Below are 19,714 nucleotides of genomic sequence, written 5' to 3' on the forward strand. Positions count from 1 at the left end.
CCACCATGACCTCTCCTCGTCTGCTCGTTCCCCTGAGCTTCGCCCTGCTTTCTGCCTGCGCTCAACAACCCTCGCAGCCTGTTGACCTGGACGCCGAAAGCGAATGCCCAAAGCGCCTGCAGGTCGGTCAGGTCCTCACGCTTACCCTGCCCAGCAACCCCACCACCGGCTACCGCTGGCTGTTACAGAACCCGGCGCCCAACGTATTGCAAAGCCTTGGCCCCGAGGTTTACAGCGCGCCTGAAGACACCGGTATCGTCGGCAGCTCGGGCATGTCGACCTGGCGCTTCCAGGCCCGCGCTGCCGGCGAAGGGAACCTGGTATTGGTCTACCAGCAACCCTGGGCCCCGGAAGTGCGCCCGGTGCAGACCTTCGATTGCGCCATTCGGGTCAATTGAACGCACAGCGCTGGTCAGCCAACCATGCATCCCGGCTGCGGTTTGGCTAGAATGCGCCCCCTGCCTATCACCAGCCGCCTGGATTCGCCGTGAGCAAACAACCCGACCGCCTTTTCTCCCAACCCCTGGAGCAGGTGCCCGACTTCGTCTTCAACGAAGACGTCGTACGTGTGTTCCCGGACATGATCAAGCGCTCGGTGCCCGGTTACCCAACCATTGTCGAGAACCTCGGGGTTCTGGCCGCCCGGTTCGCCCAGCCAGGCACCGCACTGTACGATCTGGGCGCATCGCTGGGCGCCGTTACCCAGTCGCTGCGTCGCCATGTGCGCAGCGACGGCTGCAGGGTAATCGCGGTGGATAACTCCGCTGCCATGGTCGAGCGCTGCCGGCAGTACCTCACTGCACAAGATTCGATGTTCCAGGAGTTACTGCCGGTGCACGTGCTGGAGGCCGATATCCTTGCCCTGCCCTTCGAGCCGGCCTCGGTAGTGGCGATGAACTTCACCCTGCAGTTCATTGCCCCTGACCAGCGCCTTGAACTGCTCGGGCGAATCCGCCAGGCGCTGCTGCCCGGCGGCGCGCTGATTCTGTCGGAGAAGCTGCGCTTCGCCGATGAGCAAGCGCAGGACCTGCTCAATGAACTGCACCTGGATTTCAAACGGGCCAATGGCTACAGCGAACTGGAGATCGCCCAGAAGCGCAGTGCCATCGAAAACGTGATGAAGCCCGATACACTCGAAACCCACCAGGAACGCCTGCGCGCAGCCGGCTTCTCGAAAGTGGTGCCTTGGTTCCAATGCCTTAACTTCGCCTCGTTGATAGCCCTGCCATGATCGATCTGTCTCCCCTCGTCCGCCGCCTGGCGGGCACGCCCCTGGCTTCCTGGTCGCAAGGCCTGCAAGCGCAACTGGACGCCAAGCTGGAAAAGGGTCACGGTGACCTCGACCGCTGGCGCGGGGCGCTGGAAGCCCTGCCCGCCCTGCAACCCAGTGAAGTCGACTTGGTCAACGGGTTGCGTCTGGATTGCGACTGCGACGACGCCACCCGCGCGCAGATGCGCCAGGCACTGATGGGCCTGTCGCCCTGGCGCAAGGGGCCATTCGACCTGTTTGGCGTGCACGTTGACACCGAATGGCGTTCGGACTGGAAGTGGTCGCGGGTCGGCCCGCACCTGGACCTCAAAGGCAAACGCGTACTCGACGTAGGCTGTGGCAATGGCTACTACCAATGGCGCATGCTCGGCGCCGGCGCAGACATGGTGGTTGGGGTCGACCCCAACTGGCTGTTCTTCTGCCAGTTCCAGGCCGTGCAGCAATACCTGCCGGAGTTACCGGCCTGGCACCTGCCGTTCGCCCTGGAAGACCTGCCCGCCAACCTTGAAGGTTTCGATACCGTGTTTTCCATGGGCGTGTTCTATCACCGCCGCTCGCCCATCGAGCACCTGTTGGCGCTCAAGGACTGCCTGGTCAAAGGTGGCGAGCTGGTGCTGGAAACGCTGGTTATCGAGGGCGACGAAAACCAGGTGCTGGTGCCTGAGGACCGCTACGCGCAGATGCGCAACGTCTGGTACCTGCCGTCGGTACCGGCGTTGGCCCGCTGGTTGCGCCGTGCCGGCTTCAGCGATGTGCGCTGCGTCGACGTGAGCGTGACCAGCGTCGAGGAGCAGCGCAGCACCGATTGGATGCGCTACCAGTCGCTGAGCGACTTCCTCGACCCGAACGACCATAGCAAGACCGTCGAAGGCCTGCCTGCCCCACGCCGCGCCACCCTGCTGGCGCGCAAATAAAAAAGGCGCCCGCAGGGGCGCCTGAATACACCTGCGGCGAGGAGCCGTCGCGGCGCAGGTGTCGTTACCTCAATCCTTGGCCACCTCACGCGCCTTCTCTTGCGCCTTGCGCTCGCGCTCGGCAACAGCCTGTTGCTTGTCGCCATGCAGACGCTGCTGGTCTTCGCGGAAGGCTTGCCAGAACTGCTTCGAGCGCTCCGCACCGCCCTCGGCATAAACACTGGCGCTGCCCAGGGCAAGGGTGGCCAACAGCAGGTATTTGGTCAGGTTCATCGTGTTTGCCTCGTAATAACCGATCAGACACGGCCATCCTAGCGAGGGCTGGCTAACGGCAAGGTGAGGCGGGGATTACAGTCCTGCAATGTGGCCTTGTGTGGACTGTTCGGACCTCTTCGCGGTTAAACCCGTTCCTACAGGCGCGGGTTTACCCGCGAAGAGGCCCGAACAGACAGCCAGATAACAGCAGAATTACAAATCCGTTATCTGCACCGCAGGCCTTTTTTCATGCCGTAACATTGGAGCGCTTGACCCTGATGTCACTACAGGGTCAAGAATCGCCCCCCTTTCAATACACCGAGCCCCCCATGCGCCTACTGATCATCGAGGACGAGCTGCGTACCGCCGACTACCTGCAACAGGGCCTTCGCGAGAACGGTTACGTGGTCGACTGCGCCCACACAGGCACCGACGGCCTGCACCTGGCACGCCAACAGGCCTATGACCTGGTCATCCTCGACGTCAACCTGCCCGAAATCGATGGCTGGACCGTGCTGCAGCGGCTACGTGCCGAATCGGCCACGCGCATCATGATGCTGACCGCCCACGGTCGCTTGGCCGACCGGGTAAAAGGCCTGGACCTGGGCGCGGATGACTACCTGCTCAAGCCCTTTGAGTTCCCTGAGCTACTGGCGCGCATCCGCAGCCTGCTACGCCGCAACGACCAGCAACTGCAGCCCAGCACCCTGCGCGTCGCTGACCTGGAACTGGACCCCGGCCGCCACCGCGCCTACCGCGCCGGGCAGCGCATCGACCTGACCGCCAAGGAGTTCGCCCTGCTGCACCTGCTAATGCGCCAGACTGGCGAAGTGTTGTCGCGCACGCAGATCATCTCGCTGGTGTGGGACATGAACTTCGACTGCGACACCAACGTGGTCGAGGTCTCGATCCGGCGCCTGCGGGCGAAGATCGACGACCCGTTCGACAACAAGCTGATCCATACCCTGCGTGGTGTGGGCTACGTACTTGAGGCTCGCCTTTGAAAAATGCCAGCCTGTCGTTACGCCTGGGCCTGAGCGTGACATTGATGGGCGCCGCACTGGTGCTGCTGCTGGCCTGCCTGGCCGTGTTTGCCCTGGATCACGAACTGGACAGCCGCGCGCGCAAGGATTTGGCGCGCAAGATGCTTCAGGTCGAGCACAACCTGCGTGTCGACCTGCGCAGCGAGGACCTGGGCAGCCGCGCCCATCCACTGCTGGACCTGGTGATGGGGCATGACAACCTAAGCCTCAGTGTGCTGGCTCTCGACGGCCGCCACCCCCACCTGCTCAGCCTCGGCCCGGCCCTGGAATCGCGGGTCGGTGAACTGCACACCGATGCGCGTCTGGCCTTTCACGCCTGGCGTGACAGCGGCGGTAACCAGATCCTCACCGTTACCCGGCTGATGCGCCTGCGCGACAACACCCCTGTCAAGGTGATGATGTCGCTCAACCGCGCCGACGACAACGCCCTGCTGCAAGCCTACCTGCACTCGACGTTGCTCGCCTTGCCACTGCTACTGGTTTTGATTGGTGCGGGGGCATGGTGGCTGATGCAGCGCGGCCTGAAACCATTGCGGCACTTCCGGCGCATTGCCGGGCAGGTGTCGGCCCAGGACCTGCAGCATCGCCTGCCCGCTACCGCCCTGCCGCAGGAACTGGCAGACCTGGCCGGCAGTATCAACGTGATGCTCGATCGACTCGACCAAGGTGTCAGGCAGCTGTCGCAGTTCTCTGACGACCTGGCCCATGAACTGCGCACACCGTTGAGCAACCTGATGGGCAAGGCGCAGGTGACACTGGCCCGTGAGCGGGACAACGCCAACTATCGGGAAGTGCTTGAAGACAGCATCGAAGAACTGACCCGGCTCAACCGCATCATCAACGACATGCTGTTTCTTGCCCAGGTCAGCCAGCCGCATACGCAGGTTGCGTTGAAACCCTTGGCGCTGTCCGACGAGGCAGCGCGGGTTGTCGAGCTGTTTGCCTACAGTGCCGAGCTGAAAGAAATTGAGCTACGTGTTCAGGGCTGGGGGACAGCGCTGGGAGACCGGCTGATGTTTCAGCGGGCACTGTCGAACCTGTTGAGCAACGCCATACGGCACAGTCCCGAGGGTAAACCCGTGGCTCTGCGCATCGAACGCTCGGGCAGCGAAGTCAGGCTATCCGTGGAGAACCAGGGTCCGGGTGTGCCTGCAGAGCACCAGTCGCGCTTGTTCGAGCGGTTTTACCGGGTAGGTTCGGGGCGTTCGCGGCTGGAGGGCGGGACCGGGTTGGGGTTGGCGATCGTGAAGTCGATCATGCAGTTGCATGGCGGGCGGGTCGAGGTCAGCAGCTGCCCCCTGGGGCCTACCCGGTTTACCCTGGTGTTTCCTGCCGAGTGATCGGCCGCCTGTGCTGGCCTCTTCGCGGGCTTGCCCGCGAAAAGGCCGGTACAGGCGACCAACAATCAGCGCGAAGCCGCCACGATCAGCGCCTTCATCTCGGCCACAGCAGCCTTGAAGCCGACAAACAAGGCATGCGCCACCAGCGCATGGCCAATGTTCAGCTCATTGATACCCTTGATCGCCGCCACCGCCTCGACGTTGTGGTAGTGCAGCCCGTGACCGGCATTGACGATCAGCCCATGCCCCACGCCAAACGCCACACCCTCGACGATCCGCTTGAGCTCTTCAGCCACTTCGGTGGGGGTTTCGGCATCGGCATAACGGCCGGTGTGAAGCTCGATGGCCGGTGCGCCAACCCGACGCGAGGCCTCGATCTGCCGTTCGTCGGCGTCGATGAACAGCGACACCTCGGCACCGGTACGCGCCAGCCGTTCGACTGCAGCCTTGATCCGCGCTTCCTGGCCTGCCACATCCAGGCCACCTTCGGTGGTCAGCTCCTGACGGGTTTCGGGTACCAGGCAGATGTGCGCCGGGCGAATCTTCTCGGCAAAGGCCATCATCTCTTCGGTGACGCCCATCTCGAAGTTCATGCGGGTCTGCAGCACATCCTTGAGCAGCACAACGTCACGCTCCTGGATGTGCCGGCGGTCTTCACGCAGGTGCACGGTGATGCCATCGGCGCCTGCTTCCTCGGCATCCAGGGCAGCCTTGACCGGGTCAGGGTAGCGCGTGCCACGGGCCTGGCGCAGGGTCGCCACGTGGTCGATGTTGACGCCAAGAAGCATGCGGTTGCTGTGAGTCACGAAAGGCTCTCCTGAAGATTGAGCCCAACAGCATACGTCCTGATCAGCGCTTGCGAAACAGTTCCCGGCTGACCAGCGGTTTTGCCCCCAGGTGAACTGCCAGTGCCTGGCGCATCAGCCGCTTTGCAGCGAGCAAGGCGCCAGGTGCGTCCCAGTCGGCTTCAGCCAGGGCCAGCAACTCGATCCCACGAAACAGGCCGGGCTGCAACAGCTCGACCCGCTCCAGGCCGGCATCCACGCGCAGGCGATACAGGCCGTCGGCGGCAATCGGCTGGTCGTTGACGTCTTGGTTCAATGAAAACGCATACCCGAGCTCATCAAGCAGCCGCCATTCGAACGAACGCAGCAGAGGTTCCAGCGGGCGGCCTTCAGCCAGGGCCTGCAAGGTCAGGGTGTAGTGCTCGAAAATGGCCGGAAACGGTGCTTCGGCGGGCAGCAGCCGCATCAGCAACTCATTCAGGTACAACCCGCTGAACAGCGCATCGCCATGCAGCCAGGCGGCGATGCCGTTGCTGTCCATGCGGCCGACATTCTTCAGCTCGCCGCGCCCCCGCAGCTCTAGCTCCAGGAGGACGAACGGCCGCACCAGGCTACCGCCCTTCCCCCGCGCACGACGCAGCACGGCGCGCATACGGCCCTGCGGGGTGAAAAAGTCCACCAGCGCGCTGGTTTCCTTATAGGCACGGCTGTGCAGCACGTAGGCTGGCTGGCCGACAGGTTGTTCCATTAATCACTCGCGCCGAGGGTTGCACTGGCCCTTGTGGGAGCGGCCTTGTGTCGCGAAAAGGGCCGCAAAGCGGCCCCCGATTTTTAGCTTCGCAGCATAAATCGCCGGGGCTGCTGCACGGCCCTATCGCGACACAAGGCCGCCCCTACAGGGACCAGCGCGCGGCTTACAGGTCGCCGTAGCCCAGCGAACGCAGGGCGCGCTCGTCGTCGGACCAGCCGCCCTTTACCTTGACCCACAGGTTGAGCATGACCTTGGAATCGAACAGCACTTCCATGTCCTTGCGCGCCTCGGAACCGATGCGCTTGATGCGCTCACCCTTGTCACCAATGATGATTTTTTTCTGGCCATCGCGTTCAACCAGGATCAACGCGTGAATGTGCAGCACATGGCCCTGCTGCTTGAACTCTTCGATCTCCACGGTGATCTGGTACGGCAACTCCGCACCCAACTGGCGCATGATCTTCTCGCGCACCAGTTCGGCGGCCAGGAAGCGGCTGCTACGGTCGGTGATCTGGTCTTCGGGGAAGAAATGATCGTTCTCGGGCAGGTGCTTGGCGATCTGTGCTTCCAGCGCCTCGAGATTGTGCCCCTGCTGTGCGGAAATCGGCATCACCTCGGCGTTCGGCAGCTGCTCTTGCAGCCACTGCAGGTGCGGGATCAGCTCGGCTTTCTCTTCCATACGGTCGGTCTTGTTGACCGCGATGATCAGCGGGCCGGTCACATATTGCACGCGCTCCAGCACCAGTTGGTCCTCGTCGGTCCACTTGGTACGGTCGACCACGAAGATCACCACGTCGACGTCCTTGAGGGCCGCCGAGGCATTGCGGTTCATGTAACGGTTCAGGGCCTTGTCGTTGGCCTTGTGCATACCGGGGGTATCGACGTAGATGGCCTGCACATCACCTTCGGTCTTGATGCCGAGCATGTTGTGGCGGGTGGTCTGCGGCTTTCGCGAAGTAATCGCCAGCTTCTGGCCCAGGATGTGGTTGAGCAGGGTCGACTTGCCGACGTTGGGACGGCCAACAATGGCTACGTAGCCGCAGCGGGTCGGGTTGCTATCAGTCATTGCCATTCTCCACGCCCAGGGCGATCAGTGCAGACGCGGCGGCGACTTGCTCGGCAATACGCCGGCTAACGCCTTGACCACGGCTCTTGTTGTTCAGCAGTACCACTTCGCATTCGACGAAGAAGGTCCGGCAGTGTGGTTCACCCTGGATATCCACGACTTCGTAACGCGGCAGCTCACAGCTGCGCGACTGCAGGAACTCTTGCAGGCGGGTTTTCGGATCTTTATTGGTGTCGACCAGTGTCAGGCCTTCAAACTCATCGGCCAGCCAGGCCAGAATGCGCTCCCGGGCGGTGTCCATGTCAGCGTCCAGGTAGATGGCACCAATCAGTGCCTCCAGGGCGTCGGCCAGGATCGACTCGCGGCGAAAGCCGCCGCTCTTGAGTTCTCCGGAACCCAGGCGCAGGTAATCGCCCAGATCAAAACCACGGGCCAGACGGGCCAGGGTCTCCCCCTTGACCAACCGCGCACGCAGCCGCGACAACTGGCCTTCGCGAGCCTGCGGAAAACGCTCGAACAGCGCTTCGCCGGCAACGAAGTTGAGAATGGCGTCACCGAGGAACTCCAGGCGCTCATTGTTGCGCCCGGCGTAACTGCGATGGGTCAGTGCCAGGAGCATCTGGTCCTGGTTCTTGAAGGTGTAACCGAGCTTTCGCTCCAGACCGGCAAGGGAAGCACTCATGCGGCCACCCGATCGTTGTTCAACGCGTTGTTCAAATCAACATCCTGAAAGACTGTTTGGCTGTGGTCCGCCGATTGATGTGTGGCGAATCTCCCGATCCCTGAGAACACAGCCTATGTCAGAAATGCATTCGGCGCTGTCTGCTGGACAGCGCCGATGGGTATCAATGGATCAGGCCAACCCGCGACAGGTTGGGCAAGTGGCTGAGTTTGGGCTCTGGCCAGCTCATCCACACCGCGAAGGCCTTGCCGACAATGTTCCGGTCCGGAACCATGCCGTGCAGTTCCTTGGGAATGTTCGGGTCATCCCAGAAACGGCTATCGTTGGAGTTGTCGCGGTTGTCGCCCATCATGAAGTAATGGCCCACAGGCACGGTCCACTGCTGGTCCGGCGGCATGCGATAACGGCTCATTTCCTTGCGGATCAGGTGTTCGGCCGCGCCGAGCTTTTCCTTGTACAGCTGAGCACTGCCCAGGGTACCCGGCTCGCTGCCCACCAGTTGTTCGGCAACGGGCTGGCCGTTGACGAACAGCCGCTTGTCGTTGGTGTAACGGACTACGTCGCCCGGCAGGCCAACCACACGCTTAATGTAGTTGACATTCGGGTCGCTCGGGTAGCGGAACACCATCACATCCCCGCGTTGCGGGTCACCGACCTCGATGACCTTCTTGTCGATCACCGGCAGGCGAATGCCGTACGAGAATTTGTTCACCAGGATGAAGTCGCCCACTTCCAGGGTCGGTTTCATCGATCCCGAAGGAATCTGGAACGGCTCGACCAGGAACGAACGCAGCACCAGCACGATAAACAGCACCGGGAAGAACGACTTGCCGTACTCGACCAGCAACGGCTCCTTGTTCAGCCGTTCGACCACCGCCATCTCAGGCTGGCTGACGCTGCCCTGATAGTTGGCGATTGCCGCACGCCGGCGCGGGGCCAGGAACAGCAGGTCGATCAAGCCCAGCAGACCGCAGATGAAGACGGCGATGACTAGCAACAGCGGGAAATTTAGCGACATAGGACCTAGCTATCCAACCTGAGCACGGCGAGGAAGGCTTCTTGTGGAATTTCCACATTGCCCACCTGTTTCATGCGTTTCTTACCGGCCTTCTGCTTCTCCAGCAGCTTCTTCTTACGGCTGACGTCACCGCCGTAGCACTTGGCCAGTACGTTCTTTCTGAGCGCCTTGACGGTTGTCCGCGCAATGATCTGGCCGCCAATGGCTGCCTGGATCGCTACGTCGAACATCTGCCGAGGGATCAGTTCCTTCATCTTCTCGGTCAACGCACGGCCTTTGTAGGCCGCGTTGTCGCGGTGCACGATCAATGCCAGGGCATCGACCTTGTCGCCATTGATCAGTACGTCCAGCTTGACCAGGTTGGCCGACTGGTAGCGATCGAAATGATAATCCAGCGAAGCATAGCCGCGGCTGGTGGATTTGAGGCGGTCGAAGAAATCGAGCACCACTTCGTTCATCGGCATGTCGTAACGCACCTGCACCTGGCTGCCGAGGAACTGCATGTCGCGCTGTACGCCACGCTTCTCGATGCACAGGGTGATGACGTTGCCCAGGTGCTCCTGCGGAACCAGGATGGTCGCGGTGACGATCGGCTCGCGGAAGTCGGCTACAGCCGAGACGTCCGGCAGCTTGGACGGGTTGTCGACGACGATGGTTTCGCCGGTTTTCAACTCCAGCTCATAGATCACGCTGGGTGCTGTGGTGATCAGGTCCAGGTCGTATTCGCGCTCCAGGCGCTCCTGGATGATCTCCATGTGCAACATGCCCAGGAAACCGCAACGGAAGCCAAAGCCCAGCGCGTCGGAGCTTTCCGGCATGTACTGCAGCGAGGAGTCGTTCAGGGTCAGCTTCTGCAGAGCGTCGCGGAAATCCTCGAAGTCGTCGGAGCTGACCGGGAACAGGCCAGCGTAGACCTGCGGCTGAATCTTCTTGAAGCCTGGCAACACCTCGACCTCAGGGGTCGAGGACAGGGTCAGGGTGTCGCCAACCGGGGCACCGTGGATGTCCTTGATGCTGGCGATGATGAAGCCTACTTCGCCGGCTTTCAGATCAGCGGTCTGGGTGTGCTTCGGGGTGAAGACACCGACGCTGTCGACCAGGTGCACCTTGCCGGTGGACTTGACCAGGATCTTGTCGCCTTTCTTGACGCGGCCCTGGCGCACACGCACCAGCGAGACCACACCCAGGTAATTGTCGAACCAGGAGTCGATGATCAGCGCTTGCAGCGGTGCATCGATCTCACCTTCTGGCGCGGGGATGGTGTGCACCAGGCGCTCGAGCACCTCGTCAACGCCCATACCGCTCTTGGCGCTGCAGGCCACGGCGTCGGTGGCATCGATACCGATGATCTTCTCGATCTCGTCCTTGACGCGGTCCGGGTCGGCCTGGGGCAGGTCCATCTTGTTCAGGACCGGCATGACCTCCAGGCCCTGCTCGATGGCGGTGTAGCAGTTGGCTACAGACTGGGCTTCCACGCCCTGACCGGCGTCAACCACCAGCAGTGCCCCTTCACAGGCCGCCAGCGAACGCGAAACTTCGTAGGTGAAGTCGACGTGGCCGGGGGTATCGATGAAGTTCAGCTGGTAGGTCTTGCCGTCCTGCGCCTTGTAGTGAAGGGTGACGCTGTGGGCCTTGATGGTGATACCGCGCTCACGCTCCAGGTCCATGGAATCGAGCACCTGGGCTTCCATCTCGCGCGCCGACAGGCCACCGCACATCTGGATGAAACGGTCAGCCAGCGTCGACTTGCCATGGTCGATGTGGGCGATGATGGAGAAATTGCGGATATGACTCAAATCACTCACGGGTCAACACTCGAAAAGGCTGCGAGCCGGACGCCCGCCGAAAAATAGCCGGGAATTGTACCTTAAGCTGCTGGGTTATGGGAGATTCCTCTGTCCGACTGTACACAGCAATCATTCCGGCAATTGTGAAGATTCATGAAAAAGGGCAGCCGAAGCTGCCCTTTCGCCTTGCGAAACCGCTTATTCAGCAAGCTTGAAGGTGATGAAGCTGGCGCGGCCCTGACGCAGCACGCGCATCGACACAGATCGGTTCTTCGGCAGTTCCTTGGCGATTTCGGTGAATTCCTTCGCCGAACCGATAGCCTGGTTGTTCAGATGGCTGATGACATCACCCGGGCGCAAGCCGATCATGGCTGCCGGGCCATCCTGCACTTCCTTGATGACCACGCCACCTTTGAGCTCCAGGGACTTTTTCTGCTCGGCGGTCAGGTCGGCGACCGATACACCCAGGCGGTTGCTGCTGCGCTCGGCGCCGCCTTCGGTGCCAGCGCCAATCTCAACGTCGTCATCCGGCAGCGCGCCGACGCTGATGTCCAGGTTCTGGCGCTTGCCATTGCGGATGATTTCCAGCTTGGCCTTCTCGCCATCCTTGAGGCCGCCAACCAGGTGCGGCAGATCGGCCGACATGACGATTGGCTGGCCGTTCATGCTGAGGATCACGTCGCCCACCTGCAGGCCGCCTTTGGCTGCCGGGCCGTTTTCCAGCACCTGGGCCACCAGCGCGCCCGCCGGCTTGTCCAGGCCAAACGATTCAGCCAGGTCCTTGTTGACCTCCTGAATCACTACGCCCAGCCAGCCGCGGCTGACCTTGCCGTCTTTCTTCAGCTGGTTGGAGACATCAATCGCCACGTCAATCGGGATGGCGAACGACAGCCCCATGAAACCGCCAGAACGGGTGAAGATCTGCGAGTTGATCCCCACCACTTCGCCTTTCATGTTGAACAGGGGGCCGCCGGAGTTACCCGGGTTGATGGCCACGTCGGTCTGGATGAACGGTACGTAGGTGTCATTGGGCAGGGTCCGGCCCTTGGCGCTGACGATACCTTTGGTCACCGAATGGTCGAAGCCGAACGGCGAACCGATGGCCAGTACCCACTCGCCCACCTTGAGCTTCTCGGAGTCACCCAATTTCACCGTTGGCAAATTCTTGCCATCGACCTTCAGCAGCGCCACGTCAGTACGCGGGTCGGTACCCACCAGCTTGGCCTGGAGCTCGCTACGGTCCGACAGGCGGACGATGATCTCGTCGGCATCGGCCACCACATGGTTATTGGTGAGCACGTAGCCATCACTGGAGATGATGAAACCCGAGCCCAGCGACTGCGCCTCGCGCTGGCGGTCGCCGCGCGGCGAGCGCGGCTGCTGGGGCATGTTGCGCTCGAAGAACTCGCGGAACATCGGCGGCAGGCCTTCCAGGTCCGGCATCTGGCCTGCGGCGATTCGGCGGTCAGGCAGCTTCTGCTTGGTACTGATGTTGACCACCGCCGGCGAAGCCTGCTCCACCAGGGTGGTGAAGTCCGGCAGGGCTTCCTCGGCTTGGGCGGTGAGGACTTGGCCGAGCATCAGCACAGCAGCGAACATCATTAGGTAGGATTTCAAGCGTGGTATTGACATACGACTCCCGTCACAACGAGCGGTAGTTTGGAAAGACCCCTGCACAACGCAGAAAGGCCAGGCTCTTCAAAGCCTGACCTATAGAAAATTTGCCGATGGATTGCAAATGACAATGCTTTAATTTCATTTCAGCCGTATACCCGCCCACCTTGGCTCGGCACGCAAAAGCGCGCCATTACTGGCGCGCCTGGGCATCCTGGGGGCGCATCGACAGGGCAACGCGCTCTGCCGTACCCAGCGGAATTTCGCCAACCACGGTCACCATCACCTTGCCCTTGGGTGTATTCAGGCGACGCGAGACTGCTGAGGTCGGGCCTAACTGGGTGCGCATGTCGGTGCCGCCATCATCGCTCACTTGCTCGATGAACACCGAAAAACGCGCCAGGCCGTCGTCATACATCAAGCTGCTGACCGAACTGTTGCGCTTGGGATCACGGCGTACCGAGCTGTTGACCAGCTCGAAACCGGGTGGCAGCCAGTCCGAACGCCAACCCGCGACGGTATCATTGCTGCCGGCGGCCACATGTTGCACCGGCTTGCAGCCAGCACCTGGGCGCAGGTCAGCGTCGCTGGGGACATCATCGGTATCGAGACGGGTCATCTGGAAGCGTTCCAGCAACTGCCCCTTGTCGTTGAGCATCAACGAACGCAGCGGCAAACCCGAGTGACGGTCCAGATGCAATTCGAATGCATAGCGATGCTGGTCGCGTGGCGAGAGCGCAATGATCACGGCATCGCGCCCGGCGACCCGTGACTTGCCTGCAACACTCAAATCGTACCAGCCCATCAGTTTCAGCGGATCAAGCACACGCGGCGCGGTATCCGGCGGCGCCGTGACACCGCTGGCCAAGGCCCCGCTGACGCACTGCACCTTGCCATCCACGCGCACGATCTCCTGGGCGGCGCCATCAAGCTGCAACAGCCGCTCGCTGACCTTGCCGTCGTCGACCCTGTGCCAGATGTCGTGGGAGGAGAAACTGCCGTTGCGTTCGTAGACGAACGACCCTTGATAGCTCTGTTTTTGCTCGGCCTGTGCCAGCTTGTTCAGCCATTCACTCGCCTCAGGCGAAGAATTGGCCGCCAATGCTGGCACCGTCATGCAGCTGCCAATCAGCAGCGACAGGAGAGGTAGCGCGCGCATGATCCTCCTTACTTAACGGTTTTCCAGGCTGGCGGCGCGGGCATACGGCAATGCGGTTTCAGTGCCCTTGAGCGCAGATTCCTGGGCATGCTGGCGCAGGTAGCCTGGCAGACGCTGATCCCAGCCGGCCTGGTTCTGCAGCACGCCATTGGCCATCGGCCCGGTCGGTTGCTCACTGCTCTCACTATAGCCTGCCAAAACGGCCGGGCCTTGCGCTTGTGGCACACTCAGGCCCTGCTGGACAGGCTGCTGGGCAGCAAGCTCTGCACCCGTGATCTCGTCCTGGTTGTACATACGCACACCCGCCAGCACTGCCACGGTAACCGAGGCGGCAACCGCCAGGCGGCCAATGCTGCGCCAAGGGCCTTTCTTGACCTTGGCTGGCACGGCTTCGTCGGCCAGCGCAGCGGACACCGCCGAGGCGATATCCAGGTTAGGCAGCAGCAGCTCCTTGTGCATGGCTGCTCGGGCAACCTGGTAACGCGACCAGGTGGCACGGGTTTCGGCGTCGTCGACGGCGTTCAACACCCGACGCAGTTCCAATTCATCCGCTTCGTTATCCATCACCGCGGACAGCGATTCCTGCAAAGCTTCACGACTCATGGCGGTTCCTCTCTTGGCGCTGTCGCCGCTGTCTCAGGTTTCCTGCAACAACGGCTGCAGGGCTTTATCTATGGCCTCCCGAGCGCGGAAGATTCGAGAGCGCACGGTACCCACCGGACATTGCATGACACTGGCAATGTCTTCGTAACTCAGCCCGTCGAACTCGCGTAGCGTCAATGCCGTACGCAGGTCTTCGGGCAGTTGCTGGATGGTGCGATGGACAGTGCCTTCGATTTCATCCCGCAACAACGAGCGCTCTGGGGACTCGAGATCCTTGAGACCATGATCGCCGTCGTAAAACTCCGCATCCTCGGAGCTCACATCACTGTCTGGCGGCCGTCTTCCACGGGACACCAGGTAATTCTTCGCCGTGTTGATGGCGATGCGGTACAGCCACGTATAAAACGCACTGTCGCCGCGGAAGTTGCCAAGCGCACGGTAGGCCTTGATGAAGGCTTCCTGTGCTACATCCTGGGCCTCGTGGGTATCGTGGACAAACCGCACGATCAACCCGAGAATCTTGTGCTGATACTTCAGCACCAACAGATCGAAAGCTCGCCTGTCGCCGCGCTGAACGCGCTCGACAAGCTGCTGATCCTCTTCCTGGGTTAGCATGAACACTCCTCAGTGAACTCGAAGGAGCGTTGCATCAGCCATCGCTCAGGCTTGCAAACATAGACTCGGGCTTTGCGCAAAAGTTCTCCCCTCCAAGCAAGTTTCCTGCAGCCCTTGGTCGGCTTGCACGGAAGACGCGGCGCGGTCACGGCCGGCTACGTCGATAATCAGGTTTCAAATACGCAGGGGTAAAGCCCGGAAAGGCCTGCCGCCCTGCGTCGCCGCGGCAAATTGTGGCGTACGGGCAGCCTTCATAGGATTTCCGGCCATGTCGGAAAGTTCCCACAAAGGTCGTCGCAACCTGGCAGGTAGCATGGAAATTGGCCACCCGGGGCTGCTATAAAGGCATCCCGACACGTTTAACGATAGTTTCACAATGCCATCCGCGCGTGACCATTGTGCCGTGCCCCTCCCAAAGATTACTAGTGTCCCGACATGAGCCAACAATTCCAACATGATGTCCTGGTGATCGGCAGCGGTGCCGCCGGTCTCAGCCTGGCACTTAACCTCCCCAGCCACCTTCGCGTTGCCGTATTGAGCAAGGGCGACCTGTCCAACGGCTCGACCTTCTGGGCCCAGGGCGGCGTCGCTGCAGTGCTGGACAATACCGATACTGTGCAGTCGCATGTCGAGGACACCCTCAATGCCGGCGGCGGGCTGTGCCATGAAGACGCCGTGCGCTTTACCGTCGAGCACAGCCGCGAAGCGATCCAGTGGCTGATCGAACAAGGCGTGCCCTTCACCCGCGATGAGCACTACAGCGTCGACGATGGCGGATTCGAGTTCCACCTCACCCGTGAGGGGGGCCACAGCCACCGGCGCATCATCCATGCCGCCGACGCTACCGGCGCGGCAATTTTCACCACGCTGCTGGAACAGGCTCGCCAGCGCCCGAACATCCAGCTGCTGGAGCAGCGAGTGGCGGTCGACCTGATCACTGAACGCCGCCTGGGCCTGCCCGGCGAACGCTGCCTGGGCGCCTACGTGCTCGACCGCAACACCGGCGAGGTGGACACTTTCGGCGCGCGCTTCACCGTGCTGGCCACGGGCGGTGCGGCCAAGGTCTACCTCTATACCAGCAACCCCGATGGTGCCTGCGGCGACGGTATCGCCATGGCTTGGCGGGCCGGCTGCCGAGTGGCGAACCTGGAATTCAACCAGTTCCACCCGACCTGCCTGTATCACCCGCAGGCCAAGAGCTTCCTGATCACCGAAGCCCTGCGCGGCGAGGGCGCCCTGCTGCGCCTGCCCAACGGCGAACGTTTCATGCCACGCTTCGACCCACGCGAAGAGCTGGCCCCACGGGACATCGTGGCCCGCGCCATCGACCACGAGATGAAGCGCCTGGGCGTGGACTGCGTATACCTGGACATCACTCACAAGCCAGCAGATTTCATCAAGAGCCACTTCCCCACCGTGTACGAGCGCTGCCTGGCCTTTGGCATCGATATCACCCGTCAGCCGATCCCGGTGGTGCCTGCGGCGCATTACACCTGCGGCGGGGTGATGGTCGACGACTGCGGCCACACCGATGTGCCTGGCTTGTATGCCATCGGCGAAACCAGTTTCACCGGCCTGCACGGCGCCAACCGCATGGCCAGCAACTCGCTGCTGGAATGTTTCGTATACGGTCGCGCCGCCGCTGCCGACATCCAGGCGCACCTGGGGCAAGTGGCCATGCCCAAGGCCCTGCCCGGCTGGGACGCCAGCCAGGTGACCGACTCGGACGAGGACGTGATCATTGCGCACAACTGGGACGAACTGCGGCGCTTCATGTGGGACTACGTCGGCATCGTGCGCACCAGCAAGCGCCTGCAGCGGGCCCAGCACCGCATTCGCCTGCTGCTGGATGAAATCGACGAGTTCTACAGCAACTACAAGGTCAGCCGAGACCTGATCGAGCTGCGCAACCTGGCGCAAGTGGCCGAGCTGATGATCCTGTCCGCCATGCAGCGCAAGGAAAGCCGTGGGTTGCATTACACACTGGATTATCCAGGGATGCTGGACGAGGCCAAGGACACCATCCTTAGCCCGCTCTGATAGCGGCGTCGCGGCCTTCGCGGGCTCGACCGCTCCCACAGGGGTTTAACTGCCTTGCAGTTTTGCGCAGTACCTGTGAGAGCGGGCGAGCCTGCGAAGAAACTGACCCGGTGCTGATCTATGCCCGGCTCACCGCGGCCCAGCGCCGCCGGCTGAACTTCAATCGCACGCGCAATCGCCGATGCTCATCCGGCCCCAGCGCATCCCCCGGTACGCACTGGCTCTGCCCCAACCACCGCCCCGCCCGCTCAAAGCGCAACACCACCAGCCCAGGCAAAGCCACACTATCCCGACACAAGCGCACTGACTGCCACCCACAAGCACGGCTGAACACCTGCCAGCCCCGCACATCACGGCGCAGGCCGACAACCGCATGCTCATGGGTCAACAGAATACGTCGGGGAATGGCCCAGCCAGCGTGGGCCGTACAGGCGGCGACAACAGAAAAGGCCAGCCACCCGGGCAGCGGGCTCGCCCACACGGCAAGCCACGCCAGTACCTGACAAGCCAGGTAGGCCGTCAGCAGCAGGCGCGAGCCTTGCCAACGGCACTCGAAACACTCACTTGGGCTGGACACGGTCCAGAATGATGCGGACCATACGCTGCAGTTCCGGGTCTTCGGACTCGGTGCGCTCCATGAACCAGCCGAACATGTCCTGATCCTCGCAGCTCAAGAGACGCACGTACAGTTCACGGTCGGTCTCATTGAGGGTGGGGTAGACTTCCTGGGTGAAAGGCACCAGCAGTACGTCCAGTTCCAGCATGCCGCGGCGGCTGTGCCAGAAAAGCCGGTTGAGTTCAGTTTGTTCGACCATGGGGCCCTCCTCGAATGGGCCGCCAGTATACAGCCCGGCGCGCGAAGCGACACCGGGCGTTGGTCTAGTCACCTACCTATTTTGTTACCGGCGTTCTATGATGGCCGCCAGTCTTTAGCCACCGCGATGACCCATGGCCGATTCCGCTTTCTTCTGCCCCCTGTCCCACGAGGGCATCCTCGCCGTCCGCGGCTCCGATGCAGGCAAGTTCCTGCAAGGCCAGCTGACCTGCAACATCAACTACCTCAGCCAGGAACACGCCAGCCTCGGCGCCCGCTGCATGGTCAAGGGGCGCATGCAGTCGAGCTTCCGCATAGTGCCCGAGGGCAACGGCTACTTGCTGGCCATGGCCAGCGAACTGCTCGACGCGCAACTGGCCGACCTGAAAAAGTACGCCGTATTCTCCAAGGCCACGCTGACCGACGAAAGCACCGCATGGGCACGCTTCGGCCTGCAAGATGGCGACACCGCGCTGCAGGCGCTGGGGCTTGTCGTGCCCGCAGCCGCCGGTAGCACCGTGCGCCATGACGGGCTGATCGCGATCGCCGTGTCCGCCGGCCGGGTTGAGCTGTGGGTGCCGGCGGCTGACGCCGAGCCTGTACGCCAGGCCCTCGCCGCAGCGCTGCCCGAAGGCACGCTCAACGACTGGCTGCTGGGCCAGATTCGCGCAGGTATCGGCCAGGTCATGGGCCCGACCCGTGAACTGTTCATCCCGCAGATGATCAACCTGCAGGCCGTCGACGGCGTCAGTTTCAAGAAAGGCTGCTACACCGGCCAGGAAATCGTCGCCCGCATGCAGTACCTGGGCAAACTCAAGCGCCGCCAGTACCGCCTGGCCCTGGACCAGCAGGCCATTCCGGCCCCGGGCGCCGAGATTTTCTCGCCCACTCATGGGTCGTCGGTCGGTGAAGTGGTCATTGCTGCCGGCAACGGCACGGGCTGCGAACTGCTCGCGGTGCTCAGCGCCGAGGCGGTGGAAGACGGCAACCTGCACCTGGGCAGCCTCGAAGGCCCGCGCCTGCAGGTGCTGACCCTGCCTTACGAACTGGACCGCGACCGGGAAATCCAGCGCTGACCAGCCTGCCCCACCCCTGTGGCGGGGCCGCACCACCACTGCGGTAGACATGCCCATGAACAAGCTGGCCGAGTTGGTTCAAGCACAATTGCTCGACGCCATCGAAAAGGATGACCTGGTCTTGCCAACCCTGCCCGAGGTTGCCTTGAGCATCCGCGAAGCAGCGGAAGACAGCGAGATCAGCGTAGCGGCCCTGAGCAAGGTGATCGGCCGCGACGCGGCCCTGTCAGCGCGCCTGATCAAGGTCGTCAACAGCCCACTGCTGCGTGCTGCGATCGAGGTGACCGACCTGCATACCGCCATCACGCGGCTAGGCATCAACTACAGCTGCAACCTGGCCATCGGCCTGGTGATCGAGCAGATTTTCCATGCCCGCTCGCCGGCAGTCGAGCAGAAACTGCGCGATATCTGGGCCAGTAGCCTGGAAGTGGCAGGCATCAGCTACGAAATCTGCCGTCGCTTTACACCTCTGAAGCCTGACCAGGCCACCTTGGGTGGGCTGGTCAACCAGATTGGCGCGCTGCCGGTACTCATCTATGCCGAAGAGCACAACGAACTGCTGTCCGACCCGGTTTGCCTGCATTACGTGATCGAGCAACTCCAGCCGGTGCTGGGGGACAAGATCCTCAAGGCCTGGGAGTTTCCGGAGCAGTTGGTCAACCTGCCGAGCCAGGTTCATGACCTGGACCGCCAGACTGACAAGATTGATTACATCGACATTGTGCAGATCGCCCGCTGCATCAGTCAGCGCGGGCGCCACCGGCCATTGGCTGCGCTGCCGGCTTACCGCCATCTGGGGCTGCCGTTTGGCACCGAGCTGGAGGTCGATGAACTGCTAGAGGCCCGGAGCATGTTGCGCTGAGCTGTAACAGCCTGCCAGGG

21 protein-coding genes are annotated in these 19,714 nt (G+C 62.2%); 8 read left to right on the forward strand and 13 right to left on the reverse strand.

All coding sequences use genetic code 11. From position 1 onward, the window contains the following. The first annotated feature begins 5 nt into the window (after positions 1 to 5). From REH59_RS23035 to cmoB, 3 genes are all read left to right on the forward strand, one after another. Positions 6 to 398, forward strand: coding sequence for a protease inhibitor I42 family protein (locus tag REH59_RS23035; protein ID WP_003252079.1), 393 nt, complete (start codon positions 6 to 8; stop codon positions 396 to 398). A gap of 89 nt (positions 399 to 487) precedes the next feature. Further along, a complete protein-coding gene (cmoA, locus tag REH59_RS23040) occupies positions 488 to 1,231 on the forward strand; it encodes a carboxy-S-adenosyl-L-methionine synthase CmoA (RefSeq protein ID WP_004575434.1) in 744 nt (247 codons plus the stop codon). Continuing rightward, positions 1,228 to 2,184: a tRNA 5-methoxyuridine(34)/uridine 5-oxyacetic acid(34) synthase CmoB gene (gene cmoB / locus REH59_RS23045; protein WP_004575433.1), complete on the forward strand. Its 957-nt coding sequence runs from the start codon at positions 1,228 to 1,230 to the stop codon at positions 2,182 to 2,184. The genes cmoA and cmoB overlap by 4 nt, the downstream gene beginning before the upstream one ends. A 69-nt stretch (positions 2,185 to 2,253) precedes the next feature. Here the strand turns inward: cmoB and REH59_RS23050 are convergent, their stop codons facing one another. Then, complete coding sequence (locus REH59_RS23050) at positions 2,254 to 2,457, reverse strand: hypothetical protein (protein WP_003252072.1); 204 nt, start codon at positions 2,455 to 2,457, stop codon at positions 2,254 to 2,256. Positions 2,458 to 2,768: 311 nt separating this feature from the next. Between REH59_RS23050 and REH59_RS23055 the strand changes: the two genes are divergently transcribed. Beyond that, the gene (locus REH59_RS23055) at positions 2,769 to 3,443 is read left to right on the forward strand and encodes a heavy metal response regulator transcription factor (protein ID WP_003252070.1); all 675 of its coding nucleotides are present in this window, start codon (positions 2,769 to 2,771) and stop codon (positions 3,441 to 3,443) included. Beyond that, the gene (locus tag REH59_RS23060; RefSeq protein ID WP_014859169.1) at positions 3,440 to 4,822 is read left to right on the forward strand and encodes a heavy metal sensor histidine kinase; all 1,383 of its coding nucleotides are present in this window, start codon (positions 3,440 to 3,442) and stop codon (positions 4,820 to 4,822) included. The genes REH59_RS23055 and REH59_RS23060 overlap by 4 nt, the downstream gene beginning before the upstream one ends. Before the next feature lie 65 nt (positions 4,823 to 4,887). Here the strand turns inward: REH59_RS23060 and pdxJ are convergent, their stop codons facing one another. From pdxJ to rpoE, 10 genes are all read right to left on the reverse strand, one after another. Continuing rightward, complete coding sequence (gene pdxJ, locus REH59_RS23065; protein ID WP_246745495.1) at positions 4,888 to 5,610, reverse strand: pyridoxine 5'-phosphate synthase; 723 nt, start codon at positions 5,608 to 5,610, stop codon at positions 4,888 to 4,890. A 61-nt stretch (positions 5,611 to 5,671) separates the two neighbouring features. Then, positions 5,672 to 6,355, reverse strand: a complete 684-nt coding sequence (gene recO / locus REH59_RS23070) for a DNA repair protein RecO (RefSeq protein ID WP_014859168.1) — start codon at positions 6,353 to 6,355, stop codon at positions 5,672 to 5,674. A 166-nt stretch (positions 6,356 to 6,521) separates the two neighbouring features. Beyond that, a complete protein-coding gene (gene era, locus REH59_RS23075; RefSeq protein WP_003252061.1) occupies positions 6,522 to 7,424 on the reverse strand; it encodes a GTPase Era in 903 nt (300 codons plus the stop codon). Beyond that, entirely contained in the window at positions 7,417 to 8,106 is a 690-nt protein-coding gene (rnc, locus tag REH59_RS23080; protein WP_003252059.1) for a ribonuclease III, read from the reverse strand. Before rnc ends, era begins: the two co-directional genes overlap by 8 nt. A 163-nt stretch (positions 8,107 to 8,269) precedes the next feature. Continuing rightward, positions 8,270 to 9,124: a signal peptidase I gene (gene lepB / locus REH59_RS23085; protein WP_014859167.1), complete on the reverse strand. Its 855-nt coding sequence runs from the start codon at positions 9,122 to 9,124 to the stop codon at positions 8,270 to 8,272. A 5-nt stretch (positions 9,125 to 9,129) separates the two neighbouring features. Next, positions 9,130 to 10,929, reverse strand: coding sequence for a translation elongation factor 4 (gene lepA, locus REH59_RS23090; RefSeq protein WP_010952535.1), 1,800 nt, complete (start codon positions 10,927 to 10,929; stop codon positions 9,130 to 9,132). A 180-nt stretch (positions 10,930 to 11,109) separates the two neighbouring features. Continuing rightward, a complete protein-coding gene (locus REH59_RS23095; RefSeq protein WP_014859165.1) occupies positions 11,110 to 12,513 on the reverse strand; it encodes a DegQ family serine endoprotease in 1,404 nt (467 codons plus the stop codon). 205 nt (positions 12,514 to 12,718) lie between these two features. After that, positions 12,719 to 13,684, reverse strand: a complete 966-nt coding sequence (locus REH59_RS23100) for a MucB/RseB C-terminal domain-containing protein (RefSeq protein ID WP_019752454.1) — start codon at positions 13,682 to 13,684, stop codon at positions 12,719 to 12,721. A gap of 12 nt (positions 13,685 to 13,696) precedes the next feature. After that, entirely contained in the window at positions 13,697 to 14,287 is a 591-nt protein-coding gene (locus REH59_RS23105) for a sigma-E factor negative regulatory protein (RefSeq protein WP_003252050.1), read from the reverse strand. Between the two features lie 33 nt (positions 14,288 to 14,320). Next, positions 14,321 to 14,902 (reverse strand): RNA polymerase sigma factor RpoE, encoded by a 582-nt coding sequence (gene rpoE / locus REH59_RS23110; protein ID WP_003252049.1) that lies wholly within the window; start codon positions 14,900 to 14,902, stop codon positions 14,321 to 14,323. A 435-nt stretch (positions 14,903 to 15,337) separates the two neighbouring features. On the opposite strand from rpoE, the gene nadB reads away from it, so the two are divergent. Beyond that, positions 15,338 to 16,942 carry an L-aspartate oxidase gene (gene nadB / locus REH59_RS23115; RefSeq protein ID WP_004575167.1) on the forward strand — a complete coding sequence of 535 codons (1,605 nt, stop codon included), beginning with the start codon at positions 15,338 to 15,340 and terminating at the stop codon, positions 16,940 to 16,942. 118 nt (positions 16,943 to 17,060) lie between these two features. Here the strand turns inward: nadB and REH59_RS23120 are convergent, their stop codons facing one another. Further along, the gene (locus REH59_RS23120) at positions 17,061 to 17,519 is read right to left on the reverse strand and encodes a protein YgfX (protein WP_014859160.1); all 459 of its coding nucleotides are present in this window, start codon (positions 17,517 to 17,519) and stop codon (positions 17,061 to 17,063) included. Beyond that, positions 17,503 to 17,757 carry a succinate dehydrogenase assembly factor 2 gene (locus REH59_RS23125; protein WP_003252043.1) on the reverse strand — a complete coding sequence of 85 codons (255 nt, stop codon included), beginning with the start codon at positions 17,755 to 17,757 and terminating at the stop codon, positions 17,503 to 17,505. The genes REH59_RS23120 and REH59_RS23125 overlap by 17 nt, the downstream gene beginning before the upstream one ends. 133 nt (positions 17,758 to 17,890) lie before the next feature. On the opposite strand from REH59_RS23125, the gene REH59_RS23130 reads away from it, so the two are divergent. Both REH59_RS23130 and REH59_RS23135 read left to right on the forward strand, forming a co-directional pair. After that, a complete protein-coding gene (locus REH59_RS23130; RefSeq protein WP_014859159.1) occupies positions 17,891 to 18,832 on the forward strand; it encodes a YgfZ/GcvT domain-containing protein in 942 nt (313 codons plus the stop codon). 55 nt (positions 18,833 to 18,887) lie between these two features. After that, positions 18,888 to 19,694, forward strand: coding sequence for an HDOD domain-containing protein (locus REH59_RS23135; protein ID WP_014859158.1), 807 nt, complete (start codon positions 18,888 to 18,890; stop codon positions 19,692 to 19,694). Positions 19,695 to 19,714: the final 20 nt, after the last annotated feature.

The organism is Pseudomonas sp. BO3-4 (assembly GCF_034044115.1).
In the GTDB taxonomy this organism is placed as follows: domain Bacteria; phylum Pseudomonadota; class Gammaproteobacteria; order Pseudomonadales; family Pseudomonadaceae; genus Aquipseudomonas; species Aquipseudomonas alloputida.